The organism is Martinezella calliandrae (assembly GCF_030272695.1).
GTDB lineage: Bacteria > Pseudomonadota > Alphaproteobacteria > Rhizobiales > Rhizobiaceae > Rhizobium > Rhizobium calliandrae.
Genome location: NZ_JARFYN010000018.1, coordinates 35,007 through 60,735, shown reverse-complemented (window position 1 = coordinate 60,735; position 25,729 = coordinate 35,007). Strand labels below are relative to the sequence as shown.

Below are 25,729 nucleotides of genomic sequence, written 5' to 3'. Positions count from 1 at the left end.
GAGCAAAGCGCGCCCCGAAATTCGGGGCGCTTCGTTTACCGGATGGGAGCTCTTACCACTCAGCCACGCTGCCATCTTCATGACGCCAGACCGGGTTGCGCCAGCGGTGGCCTTCCTTGGCGCGTTCGATGACGTAGGCTTCATCCACTTCGATGCCGAGGCCGGGGCCTTGCGGAATGCTGACGAAGCCGTCGGCGTATTTGAATACTTCCTTGTTGGAGATGTAGTCGAGGATGTCGTTGCCCTTGTTGTAGTGGATGCCGAGGCTCTGCTCCTGGATGAAGGCATTGTAGCTGACAGCGTCGACCTGCAGGCAGGCGGCAAGCGCGATAGGCCCAAGCGGGCAATGCGGCGCGAGTGCCACGTCGTAGGCTTCGGCCATGGCCGCGATCTTGCGGCATTCGGTGATGCCGCCGGCATGGGAAAGATCGGGCTGCAGGATGTCGACATAGCCATCCGACAGAACCGACTTGAAGTCCCAGCGAGAATACAGCCGTTCGCCGAGTGCGATCGGGGTGGAGGCATGATTGGCGATTTCCTTAAGGGCTTCGCGATTTTCGGAGAGCACCGGCTCTTCGATGAAGAGCAGCTTGTAGGGCTCGAGCTCCTTGGCGAGAACCTTGGCCATTGGGCGATGGACGCGGCCATGGAAATCGACGCCGATGCCGATATAGGGGCCGATCGCCTCGCGGATGGTGGCGATGGTTTCAACAGCCTTTTCCACCTTGTCGTAGGTATCGACGATCTGCATTTCTTCGCAGCCGTTGAGCTTGATCGCCTTGAAGCCGCGGGCAACGACATCCTTTGCGTTGTTGGCGACGTCGGACGGGCGGTCGCCGCCGATCCAGGAATAGACCTTGATCTTGTCGCGCACCTGGCCGCCCAGCAGCGAATGGATGGGCTGGCCTAGCGCCTTGCCCTTGATGTCCCAGAGCGCCTGGTCGATGCCGGCGAGTGCGCTCATGTGGATAGCGCCGCCGCGATAGAAGCCGGCGCGGTACATGACGGTCCAGTGGTCCTCAATCAGGAAGGGGTCCTTTCCAATCAGATAGTCTTCCAACTCATGCACGGCCGCCTGGACGGTCAATGCACGGCCTTCGACCACCGGCTCGCCCCAACCCGTGATACCTTCGTCGGTTTCGATCTTCAGGAACATCCAGCGCGGCGGCACGATATAGGTCGTCAATTTGGTGATTTTCATGGGAAGCTTCCGTTTAGGCTTTGGGATCATATCAGCGGCGCCAGGCCGCGGATTTCGGGAATTCAGGTTTTGTTTTTCTCCGCCCGCCTGATCGCCTTTTCGGCGATGGCAAGGTCGCGGGCGGCAAGGTTGAGCATGCGATGGGCACAGTCTCGCGCGGCGGTGCGGTTGCGCAGGCGCAGCGCCTCCACCAGGTCACCATGAACGGCAATTGCCTCGTCACGGCTGTCGACGGCGACATTCGAAGCATGCAACGCATATTTCAGGCCGGCATGGATGGCGCTCGAAAGGCGGCGGAACACCTGGTTGTGGCTGGCGTTCAAGAGCACCGTGTGAAACATCACGTCGGCTTCGGTGAAGCTTTCGGGATCGTCGCCAGAATCTCGCATCTGCCGCCAGGCCCGGTCGAGATCGGCAATCTCCTGTGCCGTGGCGCGCTCGGCGGCATATTCGGCGGCAACCGGTTCGATCGTGCGCCTTGCCTCGAGGATACAGCCGAGAATATCGAATTCGGCGATATAGGGGCCCATCCACTCCAATACGTCCTGGTCGAGGATATTCCAGTCGTCCTTGTCGCAGACGGTGGTGCCGATGCGCGGCTTGCCGCGCACGAGCCCTTTTGATTCCAGGATCTTCAGTGATTCGCGGATGACGGTGCGGCTGACACCGTAAATGTCGCAGAGGTCGTTTTCGCGCGGCAGGGCCGAGCCAGCGGGATAGCGTTCGGAACAGATGTCCTCGGCGATCGCCGCAGTGACATTCTTGCGCACGCGCGGGCGGCGCTCCGGTGCCCCGTTCAGCCTGTGTTCTTGCCGTTCAAACGAATCCAATTTTCTTCTCCGCAGTCGCTCTCCCGCGCGGCCGAGGCTCTGCTTAGCGGAATTCATTCCGCATGGCGATAAGCCTCGGGGCGTTTGGCGGCCCATCCTTCCAAAAAGTCACATTATTCGAATCATCATACATTGGCAATTGACTGGTATGATGATTTATCATAGTTCAAGAACACTGCCTGGGAGGGCAGGTGCTCCACTTCGGATTTTTTGGGAGAGAATCATGCGCTTTTTCAAAGCAGCTATTCTGGCTGGTACGGTTGCGGTCATCGCCGCCACCTCGGCCTTCGCCGCAGACGTGAAAATCGGCTTCGTGGTCAAGCAGCCGGAAGAACCCTGGTTCCAGGACGAATGGAAGTTTGCCGACGCTGCCGCGAAAGAGAAGGGCTTCACGCTCGTCAAGATCGGCGCGGAAGACGGCGAAAAGGTTCAGGCCGCAATCGACAATCTCGGCGCCCAGGGAGCGCAAGGCTTCATCATCTGCACGCCCGATGTCAAGCTTGGCCCCGGCATCGTCGCCAAGGCGGCCGCCAATCAGCTCAAACTGATGACGGTTGACGACCGTCTGGTCAGTGCAGACGGCAAGCCGCTGGAAGACGTGCCGCATATGGGCATTTCCGCGACCAAGATCGGCGAGAGCGTCGGCCAGGCCATCGTCGATGAAATCAAGAAGCGCGGCTGGGACATGAAGAATGTCGGCGCAATTCGTGTTTCCTACGATCAGCTTCCGACCGCCGTCGATCGCGTCGAAGGCGCCATCTCGGTGCTGAAGGGCGCCGGCTTCCCGGCCGCTAACATCTATGACGCGCCTCAGGCCAAGACCGACACGGAAGCAGCGCTGAATGCAGCGACCACCGTGCTCAACAAACATGCCGACGTGAAATATTGGGTTGCTTTCGGTCTCAACGACGAAGCGGTGCTCGGCGCGGTGCGTGCAACGGAATCGGTCGGTATCCCCGCCGCCAATGTTATCGGCGTCGGTATCGGCGGTGCAGACTCGGCCATCAACGAGTTCAAAAAGCCGCAGCCGACTGGCTTCTTCGGCACGGTCATCATCTCGCCGAAGCGTCACGGCTACGAAACCGCGATCAACATGTACGACTGGATCGCCAACGGCAAGGAACCGCCGAAGCTGACGCTGACCTCCGGTTCGCTGGCGCTGCGCGGCGATTATCAGAAGGTCCGCAAGGATCTCGGCATCGAATAATCATCCTCCCCGGGTGATCACGGCCCGGTGGCAATCTTGCCGCCGGGTCCTTTTACCAGTGAGAGAAACATGGCCTTTCTCGAATTCAACGGTATTTCCAAGAACTATCCCGGCGTTCAGGCGCTGTCGAACATCATCTTCCCCGTCGTCAGGGGAGCTGTGCACGGATTGATGGGCGAAAACGGCGCTGGAAAGTCGACGCTGATCCGTATTCTTTCTGGCGATCAGTCCGCTGATGCGGGCACGATCACCATCGACGGCCAGGAACAGCACTACCATTCGGTACGTGATGCCTTTCAGGCCGGTGTCACGGTCATCCACCAGGAACTGCAACTGGTGCCCGAACTGACGGTCGCGGAAAACCTGTGGCTCGGCCGCTTTCCAGCCAAGGCCGGCGTCATCAACGGTAAGACGCTGATCGAAACCGTGCGCGCTAAGCTGCGAGAGATTGGCATCGATGTCGATCCGGCGGCCAAGGTGTCGTCGCTGTCGATCGGCGCGCGACAGATGGTGGAAATCGCCAAGGCCGTCATGGTCGACGCCCGCGTCATCGCGCTCGACGAGCCGACCTCGTCGCTGTCATCCCGCGAAAGCGAGATCCTGTTTTCCCTGATCGAGCGGTTGAAATCGAACGGCACGGTCATCCTCTATGTCTCGCACCGGCTCGATGAGATCTTCCGGCTCTGCGACAGCCTGACGGTGCTGCGCGACGGTAAGCTCGCAGCACACCATCCCGACATCAAGAAAGTAACGCGCGAGCAGATCATTGCCGAAATGGTCGGCCGCGAGATCAGCAATATTTGGGGCTGGCGCGAGCGGCCGCTCGGAGCTGTCCGGCTGGAGGTCAAGAATCTTTCGGGGCGGAAGCTGCCAACGCCGATCAATTTTTCCGTCCGCAAAGGTGAAATCCTCGGCTTCTTCGGCCTGATCGGCGCCGGCCGCAGCGAGATGGCGCGGCTGTTGTTCGGTGCGGACCATCGTCATCAGGGCAAGGTCGCCATCGATGGCATCACCGTCGCTCCGAACAACCCCAAGGCGGCGATCTATGCCGGCATGGTGCTTTGCCCGGAGGATCGCAAGCTCGATGGGATCATCCAGGGTCGCTCGATCCAGGAGAATATTACCATCTCCTCGCGGCGGCATTATTCGCCATTCGGCATACTGAGCCCTCGCAAGGAAGCGGCGCTTGCAGATCAATTTATCGCCAGGCTGCGCGTGCGCACGCCGTCGCGCAGACAAGACATCATCAATCTTTCCGGCGGCAACCAGCAGAAGGTTATTCTCGGCCGCTGGTTGTCCGAGCAGGGCGTCAAGGTGCTGGTCGTCGACGAGCCGACGCGCGGTATCGATGTGGGGGCGAAATCGGAAATCTATGAAATCCTCTATGACCTGGCGGCCGGCGGCATGGCGATCGTCGTCATCTCCAGCGAGCTGCCAGAAGTCATGGGCATTTCCGACCGGATCATTGTGATGTGCGGCGGTAAGGTCGCCGCCGATGTGGCGCGGGCGAATTTCAACGAGCACCAGATACTCACCGCCGCACTGCCGGACAAAAACGCCGCAGGCACATTCTGACTAGGGAAATCGCGACGATGTCTTCCATGAAAAAAATCCTCCTGGGCGAACAGGGCCTCGTCGTCATCTTCGCGGTGGCCTTCGTCATCGTGTCGCTGACGGTTCCGAATTTCCTGACCGAGCGCAACATGATCGGCCTGCTGCAATCGGTGGTCACGATCGGCATCGTTGCCTGCACGATGATGTTCTGCCTGGCCTCACGCGATTTCGATCTTTCCGTCGGCTCGACGGTCGCTTTCTGCGGCATGATCGCGGTCATGGCTTCAAACGTCACCGGCTCCATCATTCTCGGCCTGCTGGCGGCATTGGTCTGCGGCTCGATCGTCGGCCTCGTCAATGGTGTGCTCATCGCCAAGGTGCGCATCAATGCGCTGATCGCAACGCTCGCCACCATGCAGATCGTCCGCGGTCTGGCGCTGATCGCTTCGGACGGCCGCGCCGTCGGCATTAACGATCCGAATTTCTATCAGCTGGCGCTCTCGACCTTTTTCGGCATTCCGACGCCGATCTGGATCATGGTAATCCTTTTCCTTCTGTTCGGCTTTGTGCTCAACCGCACCATCTTCGGCAAGAACACGCTGGCAATCGGCGGCAATCCGGAGGCTTCGCGACTGGCGGGTGTCAATGTCGCCACGATGCGGATCTGGATCTTCACGCTGCAGGGCTTCATCTGCGCAATTGCCGGTATTCTCTTGTCGTCGCGCATCACCTCCGGTCAACCGAATGCGGCGATCGGGCTCGAGCTGCTGGTTATCTCGGCCTGTGTGCTCGGCGGCGTCTCGCTGGCAGGCGGCCGGGCCTCGATGAGCGGCGTCATTGTCGGCGTTCTGATCATGGGCATCGCGCAGAACGTCATGAATCTTCTCAATATTCCGGCCTTCTATCAATACCTCGTCCTGGGTTCGATCCTGCTGATTGCCGTGACGCTGGACAATATCCGGTCGGTCGCTGCCGGGCGCAGGAGAGGATAGCCAAAGCTATTGGCCACAGCCAGCAGGTTAATTGTTACGGCGCTGTCGTCTTCGACGGATAGAGCATTATATTGCCGGTTGGGGCAGCGCCAGAGCATCCACTTTTCAGGCTGTGTCGGCTGCTTCCCATCGGTCATTTGCGGGGAGGGCAAGGGGCCTTTTCCGACGCTCAATCAACGACAAGGAGGACGGCATGCAGATCAATCGTACAGGTTCGGCCCAGTGGTCCGGCGGTCTGAAGGACGGCAAGGGTCAGATCTCGACCCAGAGCGGCGCGCTCAATCACTATCCCTACGGTTTTGCCAGCCGCTTCGAGGGCGTTCCCGGTACAAATCCGGAAGAGCTGATCGGCGCGGCCCATGCCGGCTGCTTCACCATGGCTCTGTCGCTGATCCTCAATGAGGCCGGCTTTACCGCCGAGAGCATGGAAACGACCGCCAAGGTCACCCTCGAAAGCGTCGAAGGTGGCTTTGCCATCACCGCGATCCACCTGACGCTGACCGGTAAGGTTCCCGGCGCCGATGAAGCCAAGTTCACCGAACTCGCCAACAAGGCTAAGGCAGGTTGCCCGGTCTCCAAGGCGCTCGCTTCCGTTCCGATTACTCTGGAAGTCCACGCGGCCTGACGTTTCCGATGGAAACGCCGCGCCTGGCGCGCGGCGTTTTCTTGCACGCAAAACCGTGCAGTTCCGCACATATTTCGCCATGAATCTACAATCCCTCATCCAAGGGCCGGGCTAAGCTTCGCGCAGAAAATACATTGCGCGAAGGGGATTGTTTGAATGTCCGGACTTACGTTGATTCACGTCATTATCAGCCTGATCGCTATTGTCACTGGCATTGCGGTGGCCCATGGTTTCCTGACCGGCAAGCGCTATGAGCGCACCACGCTGATCTATATGGTCACCACGATCCTTACCAGCCTCACCGGTTTCCTCTTTCCATTCAACGGAGTAACGCCGGGGATCGTTGTCGGCACGCTTTGCGTGCTGATCTTTATCCCAACCGCGCTGGCGCTCTACAAGTTCCGTCTGACCGGGATTTGGCGGCCGGTCTACGTCGTCGGTGCTCTCGCGCTGCTCTTCTTCAACTGTCTCGTGCTGATCGTGCAATCGTTCCAGAAGATCCCGCCGTTGCACGCTCTGGCTCCCGCTGACAACGCGCCGCCGGTCCTGGCCTCGCAGCTCGTGCTTTTGGCCGTCATCGTCATCGTAGGCTTCCTGAGCGTGCGTCGCTTCCGCCCACAGCTTCAGGGCGCCTGAGCCGATCAAACCTATCGACGATACATTTCAACCGCCTCGCTTTCGCGGGGCGGTTTGTTGACATATTTGCTTTGATGTTTTACGACTAACGAAAATTAAAAATCGTCACTCGTAATTTGAAAGTGCATCCATGCTCGATCTTTCTGATGTCAGCGCCGATCCTGCGCGTCAGGAAAACATAACCCGGATCCTCGATTCCGCCGAAAAGCTGTTCCGCCACTACGGATACAGCAAGACGACGGTCGCCGATGTCGCCCGTGATCTCGGCATGTCGACCGCGAATATCTACCGTTTCTTCGCGTCCAAGACGGAAATCCACCAAGCCGTCTGCGGCCGCATGCTCGCGCAGAGCTACAAGATGGCCTACGACATCCGTCACCTGCCGATCAGCGCTTCCGAGCGGCTGCGCGCTTACGTTCATGCGCAGTACAAAATGACGCTCGAGACGATGCTCGACGAACAGAAAGTGCATGAGATGGTGATCGTCGCCATCGAGCGCGATTGGCATGTGATCGAAAAACACATCGACCGGATCCACGACCTCTTGGCTGAGATCATTGCCGAGGGCATCGCGGCCGGCGAGTTCGCCGAACAGGATCCGGTTTCGGCCTCGAAATGCTTCGGCGCCGCAACGATCCTTTTGTGCCATCCGCAGATGGTTGCGCAATGTCTCGCCAAGACGAACCGGGCTGAGCCCGACGAACTCATCGACTTCGCTCTTAGAGCCCTGAAGATATAACTGTCCGCACGCCGGATGGTCCGCGTGCCCTCGCATTGCATTTGACTAAAGCGTTTCATCAAGGAGAGCGACATGGTCTCGCTAACGACCACCACTATACGATCCGCTGCCGGCGCTGCAGTTTTTACCGCTGTAGCGCTCATGCTTTCGGGCTGCAACGAGAAGAAAGAGGAAACGGCGGAAGTGATCCGGCCCGTGAAGGTCGTTGAGATCGCAAAGGCGGATACGACACGCATGCTCGACTATTCCGGCTCTGTCAGGGCGCGGACGGATATGAACCTCGGCTTCCGTGTCAACGGCAAGATTATCGAGCGCAAGGTGGATATCGGCCAGAAGGTCAAGCCCGGCGATGTACTCGCACGCATCGATTCCACTGACTTCGCCTTGGCCGTGCGCCGCTCGCAGGCCGATCTCGATGCGGCGGAAAAGCAGGTGCAGACCACCGAGCTTGCGCGCAATCGCGCGCAGCAGCTGTTCGACAAGAACGTCGCGCCTAAATCGCAGCTGGAACAGGCCGAGCTTTCCTATGATCAGGCCGTATCGACGCGCGATTCCGCCGTGTCGGCGCTGGCGGAAGCAAAGAACCAGGTCGCCTATACCGATCTGACATCGGACATGAACGGTATCGTGACGACCATCAATGCCGATGTCGGCCAGGTGGTTGGTTCGGGCACGCCAGTTATCACTGTCGCTGTCGACGGTGAAAAAGAAGTGCAGATCGCTGTTCCGGAGATGGACATCGCCCAGTTCAGGGTCGGCAAGGACGTCAAGGCGCACTTCTGGTCCGACGATAAACTGGTGCTGGACGGCAAGGTGCGTGAAGTGTCCGGAAGTGCCGATGCTCAGTCGCGTACCTTTGCGGTCCGCGTCAGCCTGCCCAACGATCCGCGCGTCCTACTCGGCATGACCGCCACAATCGAGGCTCAGGCCGACAATACCGAGCCGTACGTCTCTATTCCGCTGAGCGCGCTTGCCCAGAAGGATGGCCGACAGATCGTCTGGTTGGTCGATCGCAGCGCCAGCACCGTGCATTCGCGCAGTGTCAAGGTTGCCGATTTCGCCGATGACGGCGTGCGCGTTGCCTATGGGCTCAAGGCCGGCGATGTCGTGGTTGCCGCGGGCACGCAATTCATGAGCGAAAATATGAAGGTCAAAGTGCCGACTGCTCAGCAGGCGGCGGCAGAAACGAATGGCAGCGCCGCGGCTGCCGATATCGTGCGCTAACCGGATCGAGGGGCGGGACTATGACCATCAACACCACCTCCGAAGAAAAGAAGCGTTTCAACCTGTCGCGATGGGCGATCGCCCATCCGAGCATCGCGCGCTTCCTGTTTGCACTGATCATCATCGCCGGCGCGCTCGGGCTTACTCACATGGGCCAGAAGGAAGATCCCGATTTTACCTTCCGTGTCATGGTGGTGGAGACCATCTGGCCCGGCGCCTCGCTGCAGGACATGGAAGACCAGGTCGTCAACAAAATCGAGCGCAAGCTGCAGGAAACGCCGCATCTCGATTGGGTGAAATCCTATACCCGCGCCGGCTTTGCGATCACGACCGTCCAGATCAAGGGCGATACCAACACCGAGCAGGTGAAGGATGCCTTCTATCAGGTGCGCAAGAAGGTCGGCGATATCGCCAATACGCTGCCGGAAGGCCTGCAAGGTCCCTATTTCAACGATGAGTTCGGCGATACCTTCATCACCCTGCATTCGATCAGCGGCGATGGCTACAGTTATCCCGAGCTGAAGAAATTCGCGATCCAGGCCCGCGATATGCTACTTGCGACACCCGGCGTTGAGAAGGCCGTGATCATCGGCGACCAGCCCGAGCAGATCTATATCGATGTCTCCTCCAAGGTGCTGGCCGAGCGCGGTCTGACGCTGACCGCCCTGCAGAATGCAATCGTCGGCCAGAACAAAGTCGATCCGGCCGGCTCGGTCGATACCAGTACGCGCTCCGTGCGCATCTCGGTCGAGGGTGACGTCAACAAGATCGAGGATATCAAGAATCTCCGGCTGACCGCTGGCGGCCAGGTGACGCGTCTCGGCGATATCGCGACGGTGACCGCCGGGCTACAGGATCCTTACACGGCCAAGTTCCTCTATAACGGCCACCAGAGCGTCCAGCTCGGCGTCGTCATGGCCAATGGCAACAAAGTGACCGATGTCGGCAGGGCGGTGGAAGAGACCTACAAGCGCTTTACCGCCTCGCTGCCGGTCGGCGTGCAGGTCGATCAGATCTCCAACCAGCCGGAAGTGGTGACGGACGCCATCAGCGAGTTCATGCATGCACTCGGCGAAGCATTGGTGATCGTGCTGATCGTCTCCTTCCTGTCGATCGGCTGGCGATCCGGTTTGGTGATCGCCATCGCCATTCCGCTGGTGTTGGCGGCGACCTTCGCCATGATGTACGAGCTCGGCATAGATCTGCAACGGATCTCACTCGGTGCGCTGATCATCGCACTCGGCCTCCTCGTCGACGATGCGATGATCGTGGTCGAGCTGATGGAACGTAAGCTGGAGGAGGGGCTGGTCAAGCTCGATGCGGCAAGCTTTGCCTATTCCTCGACCGCATTCCCGATGCTGACCGGCACGCTGATCACTACGGCCGGTTTCATCCCGGTCGGCTTCGCCGCATCGACTGCCGGTGAATATGTCCGCACACTCTTCTATGTCGTCGGCATCGCACTGGTCATCTCCTGGTTCGTGGCGGTCTATTTCACGCCCTGGCTTGGCTATATGATCCTGAAGCAGCGCCATCACGCCGGCGAGCATCACGACGTCTTCGACACGCGTTTTTACCGGCGCCTGCGCTCGTCAGTGAGCTGGGCCGTACGTCATCGCGTCATCGTGCTGCTTTTGACACTGGCCGCCTTCGTCGGCAGCCTGTGGTCATTTCAGTTCATCCCGCAGAATTTCTTCCCGCAGTCTTCGCGTCCCGAAATACTGGTCGATCTCTGGCTGCCGGAAGGCACCAGCATCAAGGAAGTCGAACGCCAGGCGCAGACATTGCAAGCCCGCATGGCCGATGATCCCGATAAGCGGTACATCGCCACCTATGTTGGCCAGGGTGCACCGCGCTTCTTCCTGCCGCTCGACCAGCAGCTCACCAATCCGAACTATGCTCAGATGCTGGTCATGGCCAAGGATGAGCCAGCGCGCGAGCGGCTGATCGTCAAGCTGCGCAACATGCTCGCCTCCGACTACCCCTCGGTCCGCGCCAAGGTCGACCGTTTGTTCCTGGGTCCGCCGACCGGCTGGCCAGTACAACTGCGTGTCATGGGTCCGGATCGGCAGGAGGTTCGCCACATCGCCGACCAGGTGAAGGCGCGCTTTACACAAAACCCGCTGCTAGCTGCCATCCATGACGACTGGCTGGAGCCGGTGCCGGCGATGAAACTGGTGATCGATCAGGACCGCGCCCGCGCACTCGGCGTCACCTCGCAGCGTATCCGCCAGATGCTGCAGGCCTCGATGTCCGGCGTCACCCTCGACAATTATCGCGAGGGCGAGGAGACCGTGGGCATCGTCGCACGGGAGCCGGAGGCCGGCCGCCATCTGCTGACCTCGGTCAATTCCATCTATATCCCGACGGACGCCGGCGGTTTCGTGCCGCTGTCGCAGGTCGCGAAGGTCGTGCCCGTGATGGAGCAGAGCATCGAGTGGCGCCGCGACCGCTTGCCGACGATTACCGTCAGGGCGACGCTTCCCGACGACGTTCAGTCGAACGACGTGACGGCCAAGCTCTATAACGACATGGCCGACCTTAGAAACAGCCTGCCGGCGGGCTATAGGATCGAGATCCAGGGCGGTGCCGAAGACAGCGCCGAAAGCCAGGCTTCGATCGCCGCCAAGGCGCCGATCATGCTGGTCATCATCGTCGTATTGCTGATGGCGCAGCTGCAGCATTTCGGCAAGGCGATGCTGGTGCTCTCCACGGGCCCGCTCGGTATTATCGGCGCGGCCGGTGCTCTGCTGATCAGCCGCGCGCCCTTTGGCTTCGTGGCGATCCTCGGCGTCATCGCGCTGCTCGGCATCATCATCCGCAATTCGATCATCCTCGTCGACCAGATCGACCAGGACATCGCGGCGGGCATGGACCGGAAGGAGGCGATCATCGGCTCGGCCGTCCGGCGTTTCCGGCCAATCATGCTGACGGCGTTGACTGCGGTGCTGGCATTGATCCCGATCTCGCGGGGCGTCTTCTGGGGGCCGCTTGCCTACGCCATGATGGGCGGCATCCTGGTCGCCACCGTACTCACCATCTTTGTGCTGCCGGCAGGCTACGCACTCTTCTTCGGCCGCGAGCCGAAAAAGAAGGAGCAAGCGCCTTCCGTGCAACAGCAGAGTAACGACGCCGTGGATCATCTGCCACCGGCCATAGCAGCGGAATAACAAGCGCGGGCAAAGCGAGAAGGGGCCTCGGCATAGGCTGAGGCCCCTTTGATTTTGTCGGCAGTTTGCTCAGAAGACCTGCGTCAGGATCGTCTGGCGGCCATTGGCGATCTTGAGGACAGTCAGGCTGCCGCCCATGGCGGCGGCAGTGTCGATCCCAATGCGCCGATTGCCAAAGACGGGTTCCAGGCCTGGCGTGTGACCATGGACCACCAGCACCGGCAATTGCGGTCCTTCGGTGAGGAAGGGGTCGCGGATCCAGATCAGATCTTGGTCGGATTGTTGCGCAAGCGGTATACCGGGCCGGATGCCGGCATGAACGAACAGAATGGGGCCGACGAGGATGGCGATCGGCAGAGAGCGCAACAATTCGACATGTGCGTGCGGGACAGCCTGCCGGACGGTTTCGCAGAGTTCTTCGATGCTCCGGCCTTCTTCCAAAAGGAGATATTCCGCATCGACGCCATAGGAGGTGAGCGTCTGGACAGCGCCGAACTCGAGCCAATAACTGTTGGCGCGCGGATCGTCCAGGAACTTCAGGAAGACGTCGTCGTGATTGCCGCAGAGGATGTAGCGGTCAAAGCCTGCCGGCGGGGGCTCGCAGAGGTGCTGAAGCACGTCGTTCGATCGCGGACCACGATCGACATAGTCGCCAAGAAACATCAGGAGTTTCTGGCCAGGTATCGTGCCGGCATCCTCGACTATGCGCCTCTGCGCTTCGACCAACGAGTCGTAGCAGCCATGGATATCACCAACCGCATAGATGGCTGTGTAGCCCTCTTGCGTCAAATCGATGCGTCGCCGCCGGTGTTGTTCCATGAACTTCGCCGTTTTCCTGCCGATAAGCCGTTGAATTAGTCCAGTCATGTACGCATACGCCAACACGCGGTACAATCTTTTGAAAATAAACCAATAATTCCGCCATTTTAAGGCAGCGATACTACGGTAGTCCAGCCGATGGCTTAGCTCAAGATGCGTTGACCGGCGGGACTTACGCTTAGATCAATAAAAACAATTGGATAGTCGCGATTAGGCTTTGACGTGGCCAACGCGGCCCTTGGTGGTTGCCGCATTGGAGCGTTTTGCGACGGATGAATGCTTATTCGCCGATGGCGCCATGGTGGTCATTGAAATATCGGCCGCAGGCTCATCCTTCGATGCTTCCGCGACGTCCTTTGAAATCGTCCGTGCCGTCGCGATTACCGTGCGGCGAATTTCCTCGACACGACGCTCCTCGACGCCTGCGACGAACGGGATGCTGACTGCGGCGATCACCGCATTCGAGGCATCGCGGACGGGCGCGGCAAAGGCATGAACGCCAACCATCTGTTCGCCCGTATCGCGCGCCCAGCCGCGTTCCCGGATGTGTGCGAGTTCCTCCAGCATGCGTGCCGGGTCCGAGATCGTCTGGTTGGTCAGGGCATCGAGTTTGGTAAGGCGCCGGTCGATATCTTCCTGTGGGGAGAATGCCAGCAGGATCTTGCCTGCAGCGCCGGCGTGGATCGGCAGGCGCTGACCGGCGGAGGCCGTCAGCGCATATTGGCCGCGGCCTTGGCTCGCAGCGACGACGAGGATTTCGTCGCCCGATAGCACGGTAAGCTTGCCGCCTTCACCCGTGACATCCGACATCTGGTTCAGATGCGGCTGGGCGATCGCCAAGAGATCATAACTTGCGACATTCGGCGCCACATGTGCTGCGAGCGTCAGCAGCCGCCGCCCGAGCGTGTAGGTGCCGGTGGGCGAGCGGTGGACGAAATCATGAGCGCTAAGCGTATTCAGCATGCGGTAGACCGTGGTCCGCGACAGCTTTACGGCTTTGACGATCTCTCGGATCGTCGCACCTTCCGGTGTCCGCTCGAGCAAGGCAAAGACATCCACCATCCGCTCAATGACCGGAATGCGATATTTCTGCGATGCTTCTTCACTGATGTCAGCCATTAGAAATCCCTAGACGGACGCCGTGGGCAGGCATCCTCCACCCTTTACCCCTGCATTCCTTACGCAATGCGCTGCTTCCACGCAATGCACCACCGCAGCACCATCACCGCGATTGACTTTAGCAGAAATTTACTCATAAATTCACACATGAACGCATCATAGTTCAAATAAAAACACTTGGCATCACATGCTCCGCGCATATTTGCGATGACGGTCCTGATGTCGAAGCCGGCGCTATCTGCGGGAGCGGATGTGTCCGATGGCTGAGAGGAGATCGCCAAGCCGTGACGGCTTTGGCTGAGGAGACAGTCCAAAGAGGAGGTACTGTACGTGAAGAATGTGAAATCGATCGGCCACGTCGCCGTCAGCGTCAAGGACATCGAGCGTTCGCTCGACTTCTACGTCAACAAGCTCGGCTTTGATGAGATGTTTCGCCTGGAGCGCGACAACCGTCTCTGGATCGTCTATCTGCGCGTCACCGATACGCAATATATCGAGCTGTTTCCTGATGGTGTCGGCGACAGCGCACCGCCCTTCGCCAATGTCGGGTTCAACCACCTTTGCCTGGAAGTCGACGATATCGACGGTGCGATTGCTGAGCTGACCAGCAAGGGCGTCGTGCTCACCGCCGAAAAGAAGCTCGGAGTGGATCACAACTATCAGGCCTGGATCGCCGATCCCGAAGGCAACCGGATCGAGCTGATGCAGCTCGGGGAGAAGGCCCTGCAGTTGCAGGCCATCGCCCGCATCAAGGCCGGAGGCTGATCGCGATGGATCTCTTCAAACATCTCGGCCACATCGCATTGCGCGTTGCCGATCTCGATGCGTCGCTCGCCTTCTATAACAAGCTCGGCTTTCGCGAGATGACGCGGCTGCTGAACGATAAGGGCGAAGCCTGGATCGTTTATCTACGAATCAATGACGACCAATATCTCGAACTTTTCCCCAAGGGCATCGACAGACTGGAAATCGGGCCGAACAGCATCGGCATCTTCCACATCTGCCTGACGGTCGAGAACATCGACACGACCTTCGCGGAGCTGGCAAAAGTCGGCATCTATCCGAGCAGGCCGCGCCCGGAAAAACCCGGCATCGATCACAATCGCGGCGGCTGGATCGAAGATCCCGACGGCACGCAGATCGAGGTCATGGAAATGGCGCCGAATTGCATCCAGTTCCAGGCCATCGAACGGCTGCGAAAGGAGCCGGCCTGAGGGCGGGCGCACCTCGTCGTGCTGACCGACAAAGGCCAGCTAGCCTATGACGCCGCGATCAAAGCTTATAACCCGCGCGTCAACGCGATGACCAAAGGGCTCTCGCTTGAAGACATCCAAACAGCACATCGCGTCATGGCGGCGCTGCGGGAACGGCTTGATGGTGAACTGGATGCTGAAAAGCACGACTGAACGCCATGCGCGATCGCCGTCACCATTGATTGGCTGGTCGCGCCATCCTCGTCTCGGGCTTTCTTGCGAAGACTTGATGCGGCCGTCTCGCGAGACGCTCGGAAATTTCTCCACGCGACAAAATACCCGGCGAAATCACTCTCGCCGGGTTCAGTCACGGTTGCTTCACAAGCCCAATCAGAAAATCTGATCATACGCATCCTGCATTGCCTTGACGAAATCGTCCTCGCTGCGGTTCGGGTCGCTCCAATATTTGTCCGCCTGCTCCCAGATCGTTCGATACCAATCAGCATCGGCGGTGTTGAAGGGGTTGGAGACCTGCTTGTTAGGGTCCTTCAGCGTGTCGAGGACGAGCTTGTTGCAGGCGTCGAGAGCCGACGTGTCGACATCGGTGCGAACGGGGCTAGCGCCCTTCTTCAGGACGAAGGCCGCGTTGATTTTCGGGTCGACGTCAAGCTTGGCGAAATCCTCCTGCGCCTTGGCGGTGTCGGCATTGTTGGTGTTGAGGAAGCCCCAGGCATCGACCGTCACCACTACGGCCTTGGTCCCGGGGATGTTGATGCAGTCGAAATCGGTGCCGAGCTTCTTGTTGGCGGCGAGGAATTCACCCTTCATCCAGTCGCCATGGATCTGCAGCAGCGCCTTGCCGGTGATGACGAGATTGGTCGTGTCGTTCCACTGACGGTTGGGCGAGCCGGGATCGGTGTGCTGCTGGATCTGGCGGAAGCGCTTCAGCGCCGTGCGCATTTCCGGGGTGTCGATTACGCTCTTGTCAGGCTTTTCGCCATAGAAACGATTGTAGATATCGGGGCCTTCTTCGGCGGCGATCACCGCCTGCAAGAGGTAGGCCTTCTGGAATTGGTCGCCCCCTTGCGCGATCGGGATATATCCCTTGGCTTTCACCTTGTCGAAATCCGCAAAGAGATCGTCGAGGGATTTCCAGGACTTGGGATCGACGCCGGTCGCTTCGGCGACGTGCTTGTTATAATAGACCATGCCGTCGATATGGACTGTCGCCGGCGCCTTCATGATCTCGCCATCGACCGTGATGTTCTTGAGGACGGCTGGCGGAAAATTCTTGGTGGCGCCGATGCTATCGAAGAGTTTCGTCAGCGGTACACCAAGGCCCTGCTTGGTCAGGTCGCGATAAATGCCGGGGTCGGAGTTCATGAAGATCGCGGGCGGATTGCCGCCGGTGATCATGTTCATCAAGCTGACATTGGCGCCGGAATCGTGGGCGATCGACAGGTCCTTCCACTGGTGCCCGTCCTTGCCCCAGGCGTCGCGCAATACGCCGAGCGCGGCGATTTCAGAGGGTTTCGACCAGGTATGATAGACGACGACCTCATCGGCCGAAGCCGTGCCGCCAAGCACTGTGCCCGCCAGCAATGCCGCGGCCAGGCCAAAAGCTTTCCACTTCATCATGCTTTTCTCCTCCCATCAGACTTATCTTCACAAAACTCGCGCCTCAAAGACGCTGGCCAGTCTGCGCGTCGAAGACGTTCAGCTTGTCGAGCGGCAGATAGACCGGCAATTGCGTGCGGCCGCGGTAGCGATAGGCATTGCGGCCTTCGATGCGAACAGCGACCGTCCGCCCGGCAAGCGTCAAAAACACGAAAGCGTCCGGACCGGATTTCTCGAAATATTCGACGGGGCAATCGAAACGCACGGTTTTGCCGCCGTCCTCATGCGGCTCCGTGAAGAAATCCTCGGCGCGAAAGCCGACCTTGACGGCGCTGCCGGCAACGCCCTTGTTTTTCCAACTATAAGCATTGAGGTCGATCGAGACGGCGTTCGGCTCATCGACCGCGACAAGGCCGCTGCCGTTCCGCTTGACAGTGCAATCGAGCAGATTCATCGCTGGCGAGCCGACGAAATCGGCAACGAAGAGATTGGCGGGCTCGTTGTAGATCTGGTCCGGGGTGCCGAACTGCTGGATGACGCCCTTGTCCATGACCGCGATCTTGGTCGCCATCGTCATGGCCTCGACCTGATCGTGGGTGACGTAGACGACAGTGTTCTTCAGCTGGTTATGCAGCTTCTTGATCTCGATCCGCATCTCGTTACGCAGCTTGGCGTCGAGATTGGAGAGCGGCTCGTCGAACAGGCAGACGCCGTACTGCTTCACCAGCGCCCGGCCGATGGCGACGCGCTGGCGCTGGCCGCCCGAAAGCTGCGATGGCTTGCGATCGAGCAGGTGCTCGATCTGCAGGAGCTTCGCCGCCCAGGCGATGCGCTTGTCGGCTTCCTCCCTGGAAATGCCCCGAGAAGAAAGGCCGAAGTTCATGTTGCCGCGCACGGTCTTGGTCGGATAAAGCGCATAGGACTGGAAGACCATGGCAAGCCCGCGGTCCTTGGGGTCGAGATAGCTGACATCGCGCTCGCCGATCCTGATCTCGCCGCCGTCGATCTCCAGAAGTCCGGCCAGCAGATTGAGCAGGGTGGTCTTGCCGCAGCCGGAGGGTCCAAGCAGGACAAGGAATTCGCCGTCGCCGATCTCTAGGTTGAGATTTTCGATAACGGTGAGGGCGCCGAATTTCTTGACGATATTATTGAAGGCAATGGTCGGCATTAGTCTATCCCTTGATTGCGCCGGCGGTGATGCCCTGCACGAAGAATTTGCCGAGAACGAAATAGATGACGAGCGGCGGCAGGGCGGTGAGCAATGCCGAAGCCATGTCGACCGCGTAGTTCTTGGCGCCGGTCGTCGTCACGGTGATGTTGTTCAACACCACGGTCATCGGCTGCGTGTCCTGCGCGCCAAAAGTGAGGCCGACGAGGAAGTCGTTCCAGATGCCGGTGATCATCAGGATCAGCACGACGACCATGATATTGCCCGACATCGGCAGGACGATCTCGAAGAAGATGCGCCAGAAGGAGCCGGAATCGATCATCGCCGCCGCGATGATCTGCTGCGGCAGGCCGCGGAAATAATTGCGGAAGATCAGGGTCAGAAAGGGTAGCGACAGCACGCTGTGAATGACGGCAATGCCGAAGGTGGTGCCGTAGATATGCAGGCCGCCGGCAATCTTGATCAGCGGATACATGATGATCTGGAACGGCACGAAGGCACAGATGAACAGAACGAACAGGAAGCCGTTCGCCCATTTGACGTTCCAGAGCGCCAGGCCGTATCCGGTGACGATCGAAAGCGAGATCGTCAGCACCAGGCTCGGCGCCAGGATATAGAGTGAATTGACGAAGCCGACGCGCACGCCGTTGCAGTTCATGCCGGAACAGGCCTGCGTCCAGGCATAGGACCAGGCTTCCGTGGTCCAGGGCGAGGGTAAAGAGAAGATCTGCCCGAGACGGATCTGGTCCATCGTCTTGAAGGAGGTGACGATGACCACATAGAGCGGCACGGCGAAGAAGGCGGCCGCCATTAGCAGAAAGACGAAGATCACCACGCGGCTCGGCCGGATCAATGGTCGTCCCCGCGCCTTTGTGGTGACGGGGGCAGACGCGCCGGCATTGGAACTGATCGCCGTCATGTCGTGGTCCTCTTCTGTCTCCAGATCGTTAACAGAACCAAAGGCAGGAACAGGACGAGCGTGGTCAGCAGCATGATGGTCGCACCGGCTGAGGCGTAGCCAAGATTCTGTTTCTGCCAATAGGCGTCGATAACAAAATAGGCGGGCATGATCGAAGCGCCGCCGGGGCCGGCATTGGTCATGGCGACGATGATGTCGTAGGCCTTCACTACGCCAATGCAGAGCAGGATGATGCAGGTGAAGAAGGTGAGCTTCATCATCGGAATGATGACTTCGATATAGAGTCGCCAGAAGGGCACGCCGTCGAGCCGGGCGGCCTGCCAGATCTCGGTATTGATCGATTTCAGACCGGAGAGCATCAGCGCCATGAAGAAGCCGGTCGACTGCCAGACGGCAGCGAGAATGACGCCGAACATGACGGTGTCCTGGCTCGCCAGCCAATTGAACGAGGCGCTTTGCCAACCGAGCGAATGCAGCACGTTTTCGACGCCGAGGCCGGGATTGAACAGCCAGCGCCAGACGAGGCCAGTGACGATCAGCGATATGGCGAGCGGATAGAGAAAGATGGTGCGGAAGATGCCCTCGCCGTGGACTTCCTTGTCGATCATCGCGGCCAGGATGAAGCCGAGGATGATGGAGAACAGGCTGCCGATCGCGAAAATCACCAGGTTCTGCAGCGACAGCAGCCATGAGGCATCATGAAACAGGCGCCAATATTGTTTCCAGCCGACCAGTTCGTAGTCGGGAAAGCGTCGGCTCGCCGTAAACGACAGATAGACCGTCCAGGCAATGGCGCCGATAAAGAATACGAGCGTCATCAGGGCCGCTGGCGCAACGGCCAGATGCGGCGTGACACGGCTCCACCGGATTCCCATGAGCCTCCTCCTCAGGTCCGTGCCGCTCACTCTTCAGAAAGCCTAGACCTGTTTTTATATGAACTTCCTCTAGTTCATAATGAATTAAATATTGGGGCGGGTTGCCGCAGTTGTCAATGATGTCAGGGGATTCATTTGAGTGGGTAGGGAGCTGTTTGAAGTCGGCATGGCCGCTGTCGTCGAAATTTTGTGCCCGGCCTCTCATCCCCATTCTCTCCCCACCGATGCGGGGTGAGGGAGCTCTACAGTGGCTAACGCGGGCTCTGCTCACATAGTGAGGCCCGTAATCTTGCGCTGTCGTTCCCTCGCCCCGCTTGCGGGCAGAGGGCTAGGGTGTGGCATGCACGAAGTTCACGCATCAGACAGCGTGCCTGACAATTGATCGATGGGCTGTCACCGTGAACGCCAATTATCGCGTCACGGCTCCTCACCTCCGGCGATCAGCGCATTTTCGTTCAGCAGATCGCGCCATAGAGTCGGGCCTCCAAAAGCGCCGGATTTGGAGATGACAGTGGTCCCTTGCCAGGGGCCGCCGACAATCATGGAGCGGGGCAGGCCCGGTGCTGCCTGGCCGGTGATGCGGAGAGCGGTGACATCGAGCGCCGAGCAAAGATTTCGCAAGGTTTCGCCGCCGGCGACAATCAATGTAGCCGGAGCTGGTAATGCCCTGGCAATGCCGCCGAAGGTCGCTTCGATTCGCCTTGCCGCATCGTCGCGTTCAAGCCCTGTCGGCAGATCGAGGCTGACCATGGCGACGCCGCTTTGCCGGATTTGTCGATCGACTGCATCCGCGTCCGCACCTTGCGGAAGCTTCAGCCAATTGGGGCCGCATGCCTGGAGCTGGGCCAACGTGATCGGTTGATCCGAGCCGAACAGGCCAAGCACAGGTCTTTGCAGTCTGCGCGACATCGGCACGGCGGGTGCGGGGCTTCGTTCATTCGCGTCTTTTTCCGTACGTGGGAGACGATGCGTCGCCAAATCGATATTCCGTGCCAGGGATCGGGCGAGCCCGCCGGTGCCGCTCCAAAGGACCGGTTCCTGTAGCTCAGATGAAACCCATGCTATGACGGCGTCGAGGTCGTCATCGGAATGTGCATCGAAAACGTGAATGCCATCCGGAATGGCCCGGTTTGCAACGCCATCGGCGGAGGTCTGATCGAGCGCTGTGTTGAAGGCCGGCAATTCCTGCGCTCTCAAATGAGCGACGAGATCGCCGCTGATATCGCGCCAGGCATCCTTCCCGGCAAAAAGCACTTGCCGTCCGCCTCTTGTGTGTCGCCCGTGATGCGGAAAGGCCGGCGCCAGAATGCAATGCCGCCAGTGGCCGAGCCGGAAACAGGCCGCAAGTTCTTCGGCCCAAGGTCCGCGAAACAGGCTATCCACCTTCTTGAAGGCAAGATCGGTCCCCTCCAGCAGCGGCGCGAGGCGGCCGACGATGGCAGCCGCCTCAGTAACCGACTTCTCGCGCGTGCCGCTATCGATCGCGAGGCAATCCGGCAGGTCCGCCGGAAGCGCGTCGTCACGCTGCACTTCGATCGGGCCATAGACGCCGACGAATTCGACGGCGGTGTCGAGCGCACCAGTCAGATCGTCAGCGATGAGGCGGAGGGTGGACATGGGCTAGGGAGCCTTCAAAGGGCCTCGGGTATCGAGTATGGAAGCCGGGCCTTACGGTAGCTCGGATTGGCGCGCAATTTCCAGCCTTCCACAAGGCTTGTCAACGGCTCGCTTTGTCACCGCTACATTGATCGGGCTGTGACATTCGTCGTCTTTGCTCGCCAGAGCATCACCGGGCAATGCCAATCATAAGGTCGCTATGGTCGTGCCTGTCCGATCGTCAGTTTCTCTGAAAATCAGGGAAATCAGCGCTAATGAGTGACCTCCTTCCAGGCATCGAAATTCGTTTTGAGCGCTTCGAGACGCTTGTAAGCAATATCAAGCGCTAGGGCGCCTAGCGGCAACCGAAGCGGCGGCACTTCAGCTTCGACCGCCTTTATGATTGCGGAAGCGGCGCGGGCAGGATCGCCTGGCTGGTTGCCGGAGGAGGCTCACATCGCTGCATCGGCACTTCAAAGCTGTAACATTGATGACGCCGCTACAATATCGAGCGCTCATTCGACTGCAGGAAGCGCGTCGCAGGCTACTTCTTCATGAGGCAAGCGCGCGAGAGATTGGATTTGACGTCGGCTACGACAGCCAGATGCAGTTCACGCGTGAATATCGCAAAATGTTTGGTCGACCGCCGGCGACAGATGCGGCCTTTCTCAACGGCAGATGAACTTGACTCACGCGATAATTTATTCTGGAAAGTGAACTGCATCGGCTATGTCCCTGTCCCGGAGCCAGGGCCACGATGTTCCGTCGTCGCTTCAAGGAGGGCAGGATGAGCTACGATTTCCACGTGGGCCAGAAGGTCGTCTGCATCGATGACACGTTCAAGCATGTCAGCATCGACCAATTGATCCGCAAGGGCACGATCTACACGATCCGCTGGGTCGGCGAATATACACACTATGTCGACGGCACGTTCATCGGCGTGAAGCTCGAGGAGATCCATCGCGGTAATGACGATGGCCCAGAGGGCTATGGCGCTGCGGACATGCCTTACCGCGCTAGCCGCTTCCGTCCGCTGGTAAAGGACAAGATTGCCTCGCTCAGAAAGCTGTTGGCACCGTCACCCGATACGCCGGCGGAGCCGAAGGTCAAGACCAAGAAGACGGAAAAGGTCTGACGGGAAGACGTAACGGGTGATGCCTGGACCTTGCCGCCCTTGTAGTTCAGGCTTGCCGTGCCCTGACAAGCCCATGTTCGATGAGCCGGTCGACGAGCTCCGGATAGGAAATGCCGGATGCGCCCATGGCCTTGGGATACATGCTGATATTGGTAAAGCCGGGCATGGTGTTGATCTCGTTGATGACGACGCTCAAATCCGGCCGCACGAAGAAATCGACGCGCGCCAGGCCTTCGCAACCGAGCGCGCGGAAGCCTTCGGCGGCCATACGCTTCAGCGCATCTGCAGTCTCGGCCGGAATATCGGCGGGCACGGTGATGACGGCGCCGTCCTGATCGAGATATTTTGCCTCGTAGGAATAGAAGCCATGCGCCTCAGCCGCGGCGATCTCGCCCGGCACGGAGACGAAGACCGTTCCGTCCAGCTGCTCTAGAACCGCGCACTCGATTTCTCGGGCGCGGACGAATTCCTCGACCAGCACCTTGCGGTCATGCCGGAAGGCCTCGGCAAGAGCGCTTTCAAACTGCCCTGCATCATGCACCTTGCTCACCCCGACAGACGATCCCTGGCGCGTGGGCTTGACGAAAACAGGCGAGCCAAGCGTGCTGGTGATGTTATCAAAGCTCTGGATATCGCCGCGCTGCAAAGTGACGGAGCGCGCAACCGGCAGGCCGGCCTCGCGCAGCAGGCGCTTTGCCATGTCCTTATCGATCGCGTTCGCCGACCCCAGAATCCCGCAGCCGACGAGAGGGACACCGACGATCTGGGCGAGGCCCTGAATGGAGCCATCCTCGCCGTTCAGCCCATGTAGCACCGGAAACAGCACGTCAATGTCAGGCAATTCGCGCGCGCTTACACCTTCTAGCGCCATGAGCCGGCCCTTGCCGCCCGCAACCAAGCAGACTTCCGTGCCTTCATAGGCAATCGGCTCAGGCAGCAACCCGTCCCTTGCCTCGACCAGCAGCCAGCGTCCCGCACGATCGATCAGGGTCGGCACGACCTCATATTTCCCGCCATCGATCGCCTTGATGACATTGCGGGCCGACATGATGGAAACCTCATGCTCGGTGGACTGACCGCCAAACAGAACAGCGACGCGTAGTTTCGACATTGAGGCGGATCTCCCGGGCCAAGAAGGATGCGACGAGCCAAGGGTTTAAACGAGGGATTGCAGCTAAATTGGGGAGGATTGACGACCATATCTTTACGAGCCTATTTCCGCTTGGAATACAAGCTAGTTGGCTGGTAGCGCCTTTCAGTTGGTGGGCATCATGCGAAGCGCACTTTGGCGGCGGATGCACCGGACTAAACTGCGCTCCCCATCTGCCCCACTGTGCGCTATAATTGCTAATATTCAGGCAGAGAACGGAGGCACAGATGGCCAAGTTCGTTTCACAGATCGCGTCGAAGACCATAGCGGCAGCGGTTGCCGCCTGTGCGTCAGTGTCTGCTTATGCGATGCCGATGCCGGCGATGGACAAAATTGCAGCCGCGAGAGCGCCGGGCAACGTCCAGGAGGTCTACTGGCACGGAGGATGGGGTGGTGGTTGGCACGGGGGTGGTGGTTGGCACGGCGGCTGGCACGGCTACTACGGCGGCTATCACTATCATAACGACGATTGGTATCCGTTGGCGGCGTTTGGGGCAGGCGCTTTAATCGGCGGTCTCGCGGCGCAGCCCTATTACTATTCCCAGCCCTACTACTATCCCCCGAGCTACTACTATCCCCATGCGAGCCATTACGCATGGTGCCAGGGGCGATACCACCTGTATCGGTGCCGGTTGGCCTACTGATCCGGGTCAGCGGGTGTGGGGAAGCCTGTGAGATCGGCTAGTGCTCGCTTCGGCCAAGTGCCTTAGCGAGGCACAGTATTCCCGTTGTCTGCCTCGGTTGCCAGGAAGTTGGTCGCCCGATTGGCGATGGGGCTATTGCGCGTTTTGCTCGCAGCTTGTCTTTCAGGGCTTTATAGGGAACGAGCATTTCTGCGGTCGTCGCAGGTGTCTTTCACATCGGGATGCATAGGGTCTTCTGAATGGAACCCGGACCGAACGACAGCAAAACGCTGATCAGGCACCTGAACCATTGACGCGTTCCGCTGGACAAAACGCCTTGGTTTACAAGGGCTCTAATGATTTCAATCGGAAAAGATGATGCTGCCAGAGAGATTTGAAAGCTCTTAAGCAGTAGCTTAAAAATCCTGGAAGGCGGCCGTTTGGCTATAGGCCCTCTTTTCAAGTGCAGTCTAAAACATTACTACTCTCTGGTAGAGGGCGTTCGCTTTACGGGCGATCGTTGCTGCCGAAGACGCCAATGCACATGGGGGTTTTATGAGGGATACTTTCATTGACTACGGATTGTTGCGCCAGTTCGATTTCGATGGCTTCAAGAGCAAGGCGCCGTTCCCATGGGAGAACATTGAAGGCTTCCTGACTAAAGAGGGCTTCCAAGCACTCTACACCGACTACCCATCGCTTGAATTGTTCGAATACCACAACAACGTCCGCCGCGGTCACGGCCAACGCCCCCACAACCGCCACTTTCTTGCGTACGAGAGCTCGGCTCATCACAAAGGTGTTGTTCGGCACGAGCAACTGCCCGCAACTTGGCAGCGTTTCATAGACGAGATCGGGACGAGCGACGAATACCGCCGTTTTATCCGCCGTGCGCTCGGCGCTTCTGAATTCATACTGCGCTATGAATGGCACGTTGGCTCGCAGGGTTCGGAAGTCTCGCCACATCTGGACCTGCCCAGGAAACTTGGGACACATCTCCTTTATTTTAATACGAGTGACGATTGGAACCACGAGTGGGGTGGTGCGACGCTGGCGCTCGAAGGCAAAAAGATCGAGGCACTAAACCCTGACTTCTCGGATTTCGAGTCGGTTTCCGCCTCACGTATCACGGACAACCGCAGCTTCCTGTTCAAGAACACTTCCCTTGCTTGGCATGGTGCAACGGCCCTGACCTCTCCACCCGGGAGCTACCGCCGCCTCTTCAACATTGTTGTGGAGATGCCCAAACGGTCCGCAGGGCGCAAGTTGGTCGACCGTGCACGCACACTGTTGGGACTAGCCAGCTAGTGGATTGATCGAGACAAAGGAGTCCGATT

At 59.2% G+C, this 25,729-nt stretch carries 25 protein-coding genes and 1 pseudogene; 15 read left to right on the top strand and 11 right to left on the bottom strand.

Annotated elements, in window-relative coordinates; translation table 11 throughout:
• Positions 1 to 52: 52 nt before the first annotated feature.
• Positions 53 to 1,231 carry a galactonate dehydratase gene (gene dgoD / locus PY650_RS15990; protein ID WP_285880361.1) on the bottom strand — a complete coding sequence of 393 codons (1,179 nt, stop codon included), beginning with the start codon at positions 1,229 to 1,231 and terminating at the stop codon, positions 53 to 55.
• Positions 1,232 to 1,263: 32 nt separating this feature from the next.
• The gene (locus PY650_RS15985; RefSeq protein WP_285880360.1) at positions 1,264 to 2,031 is read right to left on the bottom strand and encodes a FadR/GntR family transcriptional regulator; all 768 of its coding nucleotides are present in this window, start codon (positions 2,029 to 2,031) and stop codon (positions 1,264 to 1,266) included.
• Positions 2,032 to 2,254: 223 nt separating this feature from the next.
• Between PY650_RS15985 and PY650_RS15980 the strand changes: the two genes are divergently transcribed.
• From PY650_RS15980 to PY650_RS15945, 8 genes are all read left to right on the top strand, one after another.
• Complete coding sequence (locus PY650_RS15980; protein ID WP_285880358.1) at positions 2,255 to 3,238, top strand: arabinose ABC transporter substrate-binding protein; 984 nt, start codon at positions 2,255 to 2,257, stop codon at positions 3,236 to 3,238.
• Between the two features lie 69 nt (positions 3,239 to 3,307).
• Positions 3,308 to 4,813 (top strand): L-arabinose ABC transporter ATP-binding protein AraG, encoded by a 1,506-nt coding sequence (gene araG / locus PY650_RS15975; RefSeq protein ID WP_285880357.1) that lies wholly within the window; start codon positions 3,308 to 3,310, stop codon positions 4,811 to 4,813.
• A gap of 17 nt (positions 4,814 to 4,830) precedes the next feature.
• Positions 4,831 to 5,784: an L-arabinose ABC transporter permease AraH gene (araH, locus tag PY650_RS15970; protein WP_285880356.1), complete on the top strand. Its 954-nt coding sequence runs from the start codon at positions 4,831 to 4,833 to the stop codon at positions 5,782 to 5,784.
• Between the two features lie 193 nt (positions 5,785 to 5,977).
• Positions 5,978 to 6,409, top strand: a complete 432-nt coding sequence (locus tag PY650_RS15965) for an OsmC family protein (RefSeq protein ID WP_285880355.1) — start codon at positions 5,978 to 5,980, stop codon at positions 6,407 to 6,409.
• Between the two features lie 156 nt (positions 6,410 to 6,565).
• On the top strand, positions 6,566 to 7,045 hold the full coding sequence (locus PY650_RS15960) for a hypothetical protein (protein ID WP_285880354.1): 480 nt from the start codon (positions 6,566 to 6,568) through the stop codon (positions 7,043 to 7,045).
• 130 nt (positions 7,046 to 7,175) lie between these two features.
• On the top strand, positions 7,176 to 7,784 hold the full coding sequence (locus tag PY650_RS15955; RefSeq protein WP_285880352.1) for a TetR/AcrR family transcriptional regulator: 609 nt from the start codon (positions 7,176 to 7,178) through the stop codon (positions 7,782 to 7,784).
• 72 nt (positions 7,785 to 7,856) lie between these two features.
• Positions 7,857 to 9,008, top strand: a complete 1,152-nt coding sequence (locus PY650_RS15950; RefSeq protein WP_285880350.1) for an efflux RND transporter periplasmic adaptor subunit — start codon at positions 7,857 to 7,859, stop codon at positions 9,006 to 9,008.
• 20 nt (positions 9,009 to 9,028) lie between these two features.
• On the top strand, positions 9,029 to 12,178 hold the full coding sequence (locus tag PY650_RS15945) for an efflux RND transporter permease subunit (protein WP_285880349.1): 3,150 nt from the start codon (positions 9,029 to 9,031) through the stop codon (positions 12,176 to 12,178).
• A gap of 69 nt (positions 12,179 to 12,247) precedes the next feature.
• Here PY650_RS15945 and PY650_RS15940 read toward each other — a convergent pair whose 3' ends face one another.
• Together PY650_RS15940 and PY650_RS15935 are read right to left on the bottom strand one after the other, a co-directional pair.
• Positions 12,248 to 13,045, bottom strand: a complete 798-nt coding sequence (locus PY650_RS15940) for a metallophosphoesterase family protein (RefSeq protein WP_285880347.1) — start codon at positions 13,043 to 13,045, stop codon at positions 12,248 to 12,250.
• A 162-nt stretch (positions 13,046 to 13,207) separates the two neighbouring features.
• Positions 13,208 to 14,116 (bottom strand): IclR family transcriptional regulator, encoded by a 909-nt coding sequence (locus tag PY650_RS15935; protein WP_285880346.1) that lies wholly within the window; start codon positions 14,114 to 14,116, stop codon positions 13,208 to 13,210.
• A 330-nt stretch (positions 14,117 to 14,446) separates the two neighbouring features.
• Between PY650_RS15935 and PY650_RS15930 the strand changes: the two genes are divergently transcribed.
• The 3 genes from PY650_RS15930 to PY650_RS15920 are packed head-to-tail and all read left to right on the top strand — an operon-like array spanning position 14,447 to position 15,522.
• Positions 14,447 to 14,881: a VOC family protein gene (locus PY650_RS15930; RefSeq protein ID WP_285880344.1), complete on the top strand. Its 435-nt coding sequence runs from the start codon at positions 14,447 to 14,449 to the stop codon at positions 14,879 to 14,881.
• Between the two features lie 5 nt (positions 14,882 to 14,886).
• Positions 14,887 to 15,330, top strand: coding sequence for a VOC family protein (locus PY650_RS15925; RefSeq protein ID WP_285880343.1), 444 nt, complete (start codon positions 14,887 to 14,889; stop codon positions 15,328 to 15,330).
• 18 nt (positions 15,331 to 15,348) lie between these two features.
• The gene (locus tag PY650_RS15920; RefSeq protein ID WP_285880341.1) at positions 15,349 to 15,522 is read left to right on the top strand and encodes a hypothetical protein; all 174 of its coding nucleotides are present in this window, start codon (positions 15,349 to 15,351) and stop codon (positions 15,520 to 15,522) included.
• Between the two features lie 177 nt (positions 15,523 to 15,699).
• On the opposite strand, the gene PY650_RS15915 is transcribed toward PY650_RS15920, so the two are convergent.
• From PY650_RS15915 to PY650_RS15890, 6 genes and pseudogenes are all read right to left on the bottom strand, one after another.
• Entirely contained in the window at positions 15,700 to 16,947 is a 1,248-nt protein-coding gene (locus tag PY650_RS15915) for an ABC transporter substrate-binding protein (RefSeq protein WP_285880340.1), read from the bottom strand.
• Positions 16,948 to 16,990: 43 nt separating this feature from the next.
• A complete protein-coding gene (locus PY650_RS15910) occupies positions 16,991 to 18,094 on the bottom strand; it encodes an ABC transporter ATP-binding protein (RefSeq protein ID WP_285880338.1) in 1,104 nt (367 codons plus the stop codon).
• Positions 18,095 to 18,098: 4 nt separating this feature from the next.
• Positions 18,099 to 19,013, bottom strand: a complete 915-nt coding sequence (locus tag PY650_RS15905) for a carbohydrate ABC transporter permease (RefSeq protein WP_285880336.1) — start codon at positions 19,011 to 19,013, stop codon at positions 18,099 to 18,101.
• Entirely contained in the window at positions 19,010 to 19,888 is an 879-nt protein-coding gene (locus tag PY650_RS15900; RefSeq protein WP_285880334.1) for a carbohydrate ABC transporter permease, read from the bottom strand. Before PY650_RS15900 ends, PY650_RS15905 begins: the two co-directional genes overlap by 4 nt.
• A gap of 417 nt (positions 19,889 to 20,305) precedes the next feature.
• A complete protein-coding gene (locus tag PY650_RS15895) occupies positions 20,306 to 21,505 on the bottom strand; it encodes a four-carbon acid sugar kinase family protein (RefSeq protein ID WP_285880332.1) in 1,200 nt (399 codons plus the stop codon).
• Between the two features lie 220 nt (positions 21,506 to 21,725).
• Positions 21,726 to 21,930, bottom strand: a pseudogene (locus tag PY650_RS15890) (short-chain dehydrogenase/reductase); the annotation flags it as partial.
• On the opposite strand from PY650_RS15890, the gene PY650_RS15885 reads away from it, so the two are divergent.
• Together PY650_RS15885 and PY650_RS15880 are read left to right on the top strand one after the other, a co-directional pair.
• Positions 21,888 to 22,166, top strand: a complete 279-nt coding sequence (locus PY650_RS15885; RefSeq protein WP_432761536.1) for a helix-turn-helix domain-containing protein — start codon at positions 21,888 to 21,890, stop codon at positions 22,164 to 22,166. The pseudogene PY650_RS15890 and the gene PY650_RS15885 sit on opposite strands and share 43 nt — an antisense overlap.
• Positions 22,167 to 22,271: 105 nt before the next feature.
• The gene (locus PY650_RS15880; protein ID WP_285880330.1) at positions 22,272 to 22,619 is read left to right on the top strand and encodes a CAP-Gly domain-containing protein; all 348 of its coding nucleotides are present in this window, start codon (positions 22,272 to 22,274) and stop codon (positions 22,617 to 22,619) included.
• A 46-nt stretch (positions 22,620 to 22,665) separates the two neighbouring features.
• Here PY650_RS15880 and PY650_RS15875 read toward each other — a convergent pair whose 3' ends face one another.
• Positions 22,666 to 23,730 (bottom strand): D-alanine--D-alanine ligase family protein, encoded by a 1,065-nt coding sequence (locus tag PY650_RS15875; protein WP_285880329.1) that lies wholly within the window; start codon positions 23,728 to 23,730, stop codon positions 22,666 to 22,668.
• Positions 23,731 to 23,996: 266 nt separating this feature from the next.
• Here PY650_RS15875 and PY650_RS15870 point away from each other — a divergent pair, with 266 nt between their 5' ends.
• Both PY650_RS15870 and PY650_RS15865 read left to right on the top strand, forming a co-directional pair.
• Positions 23,997 to 24,413 (top strand): BA14K family protein, encoded by a 417-nt coding sequence (locus PY650_RS15870; RefSeq protein ID WP_285880328.1) that lies wholly within the window; start codon positions 23,997 to 23,999, stop codon positions 24,411 to 24,413.
• A 534-nt stretch (positions 24,414 to 24,947) separates the two neighbouring features.
• Complete coding sequence (locus tag PY650_RS15865) at positions 24,948 to 25,700, top strand: 2OG-Fe(II) oxygenase (protein ID WP_285880327.1); 753 nt, start codon at positions 24,948 to 24,950, stop codon at positions 25,698 to 25,700.
• Positions 25,701 to 25,729: the final 29 nt, after the last annotated feature.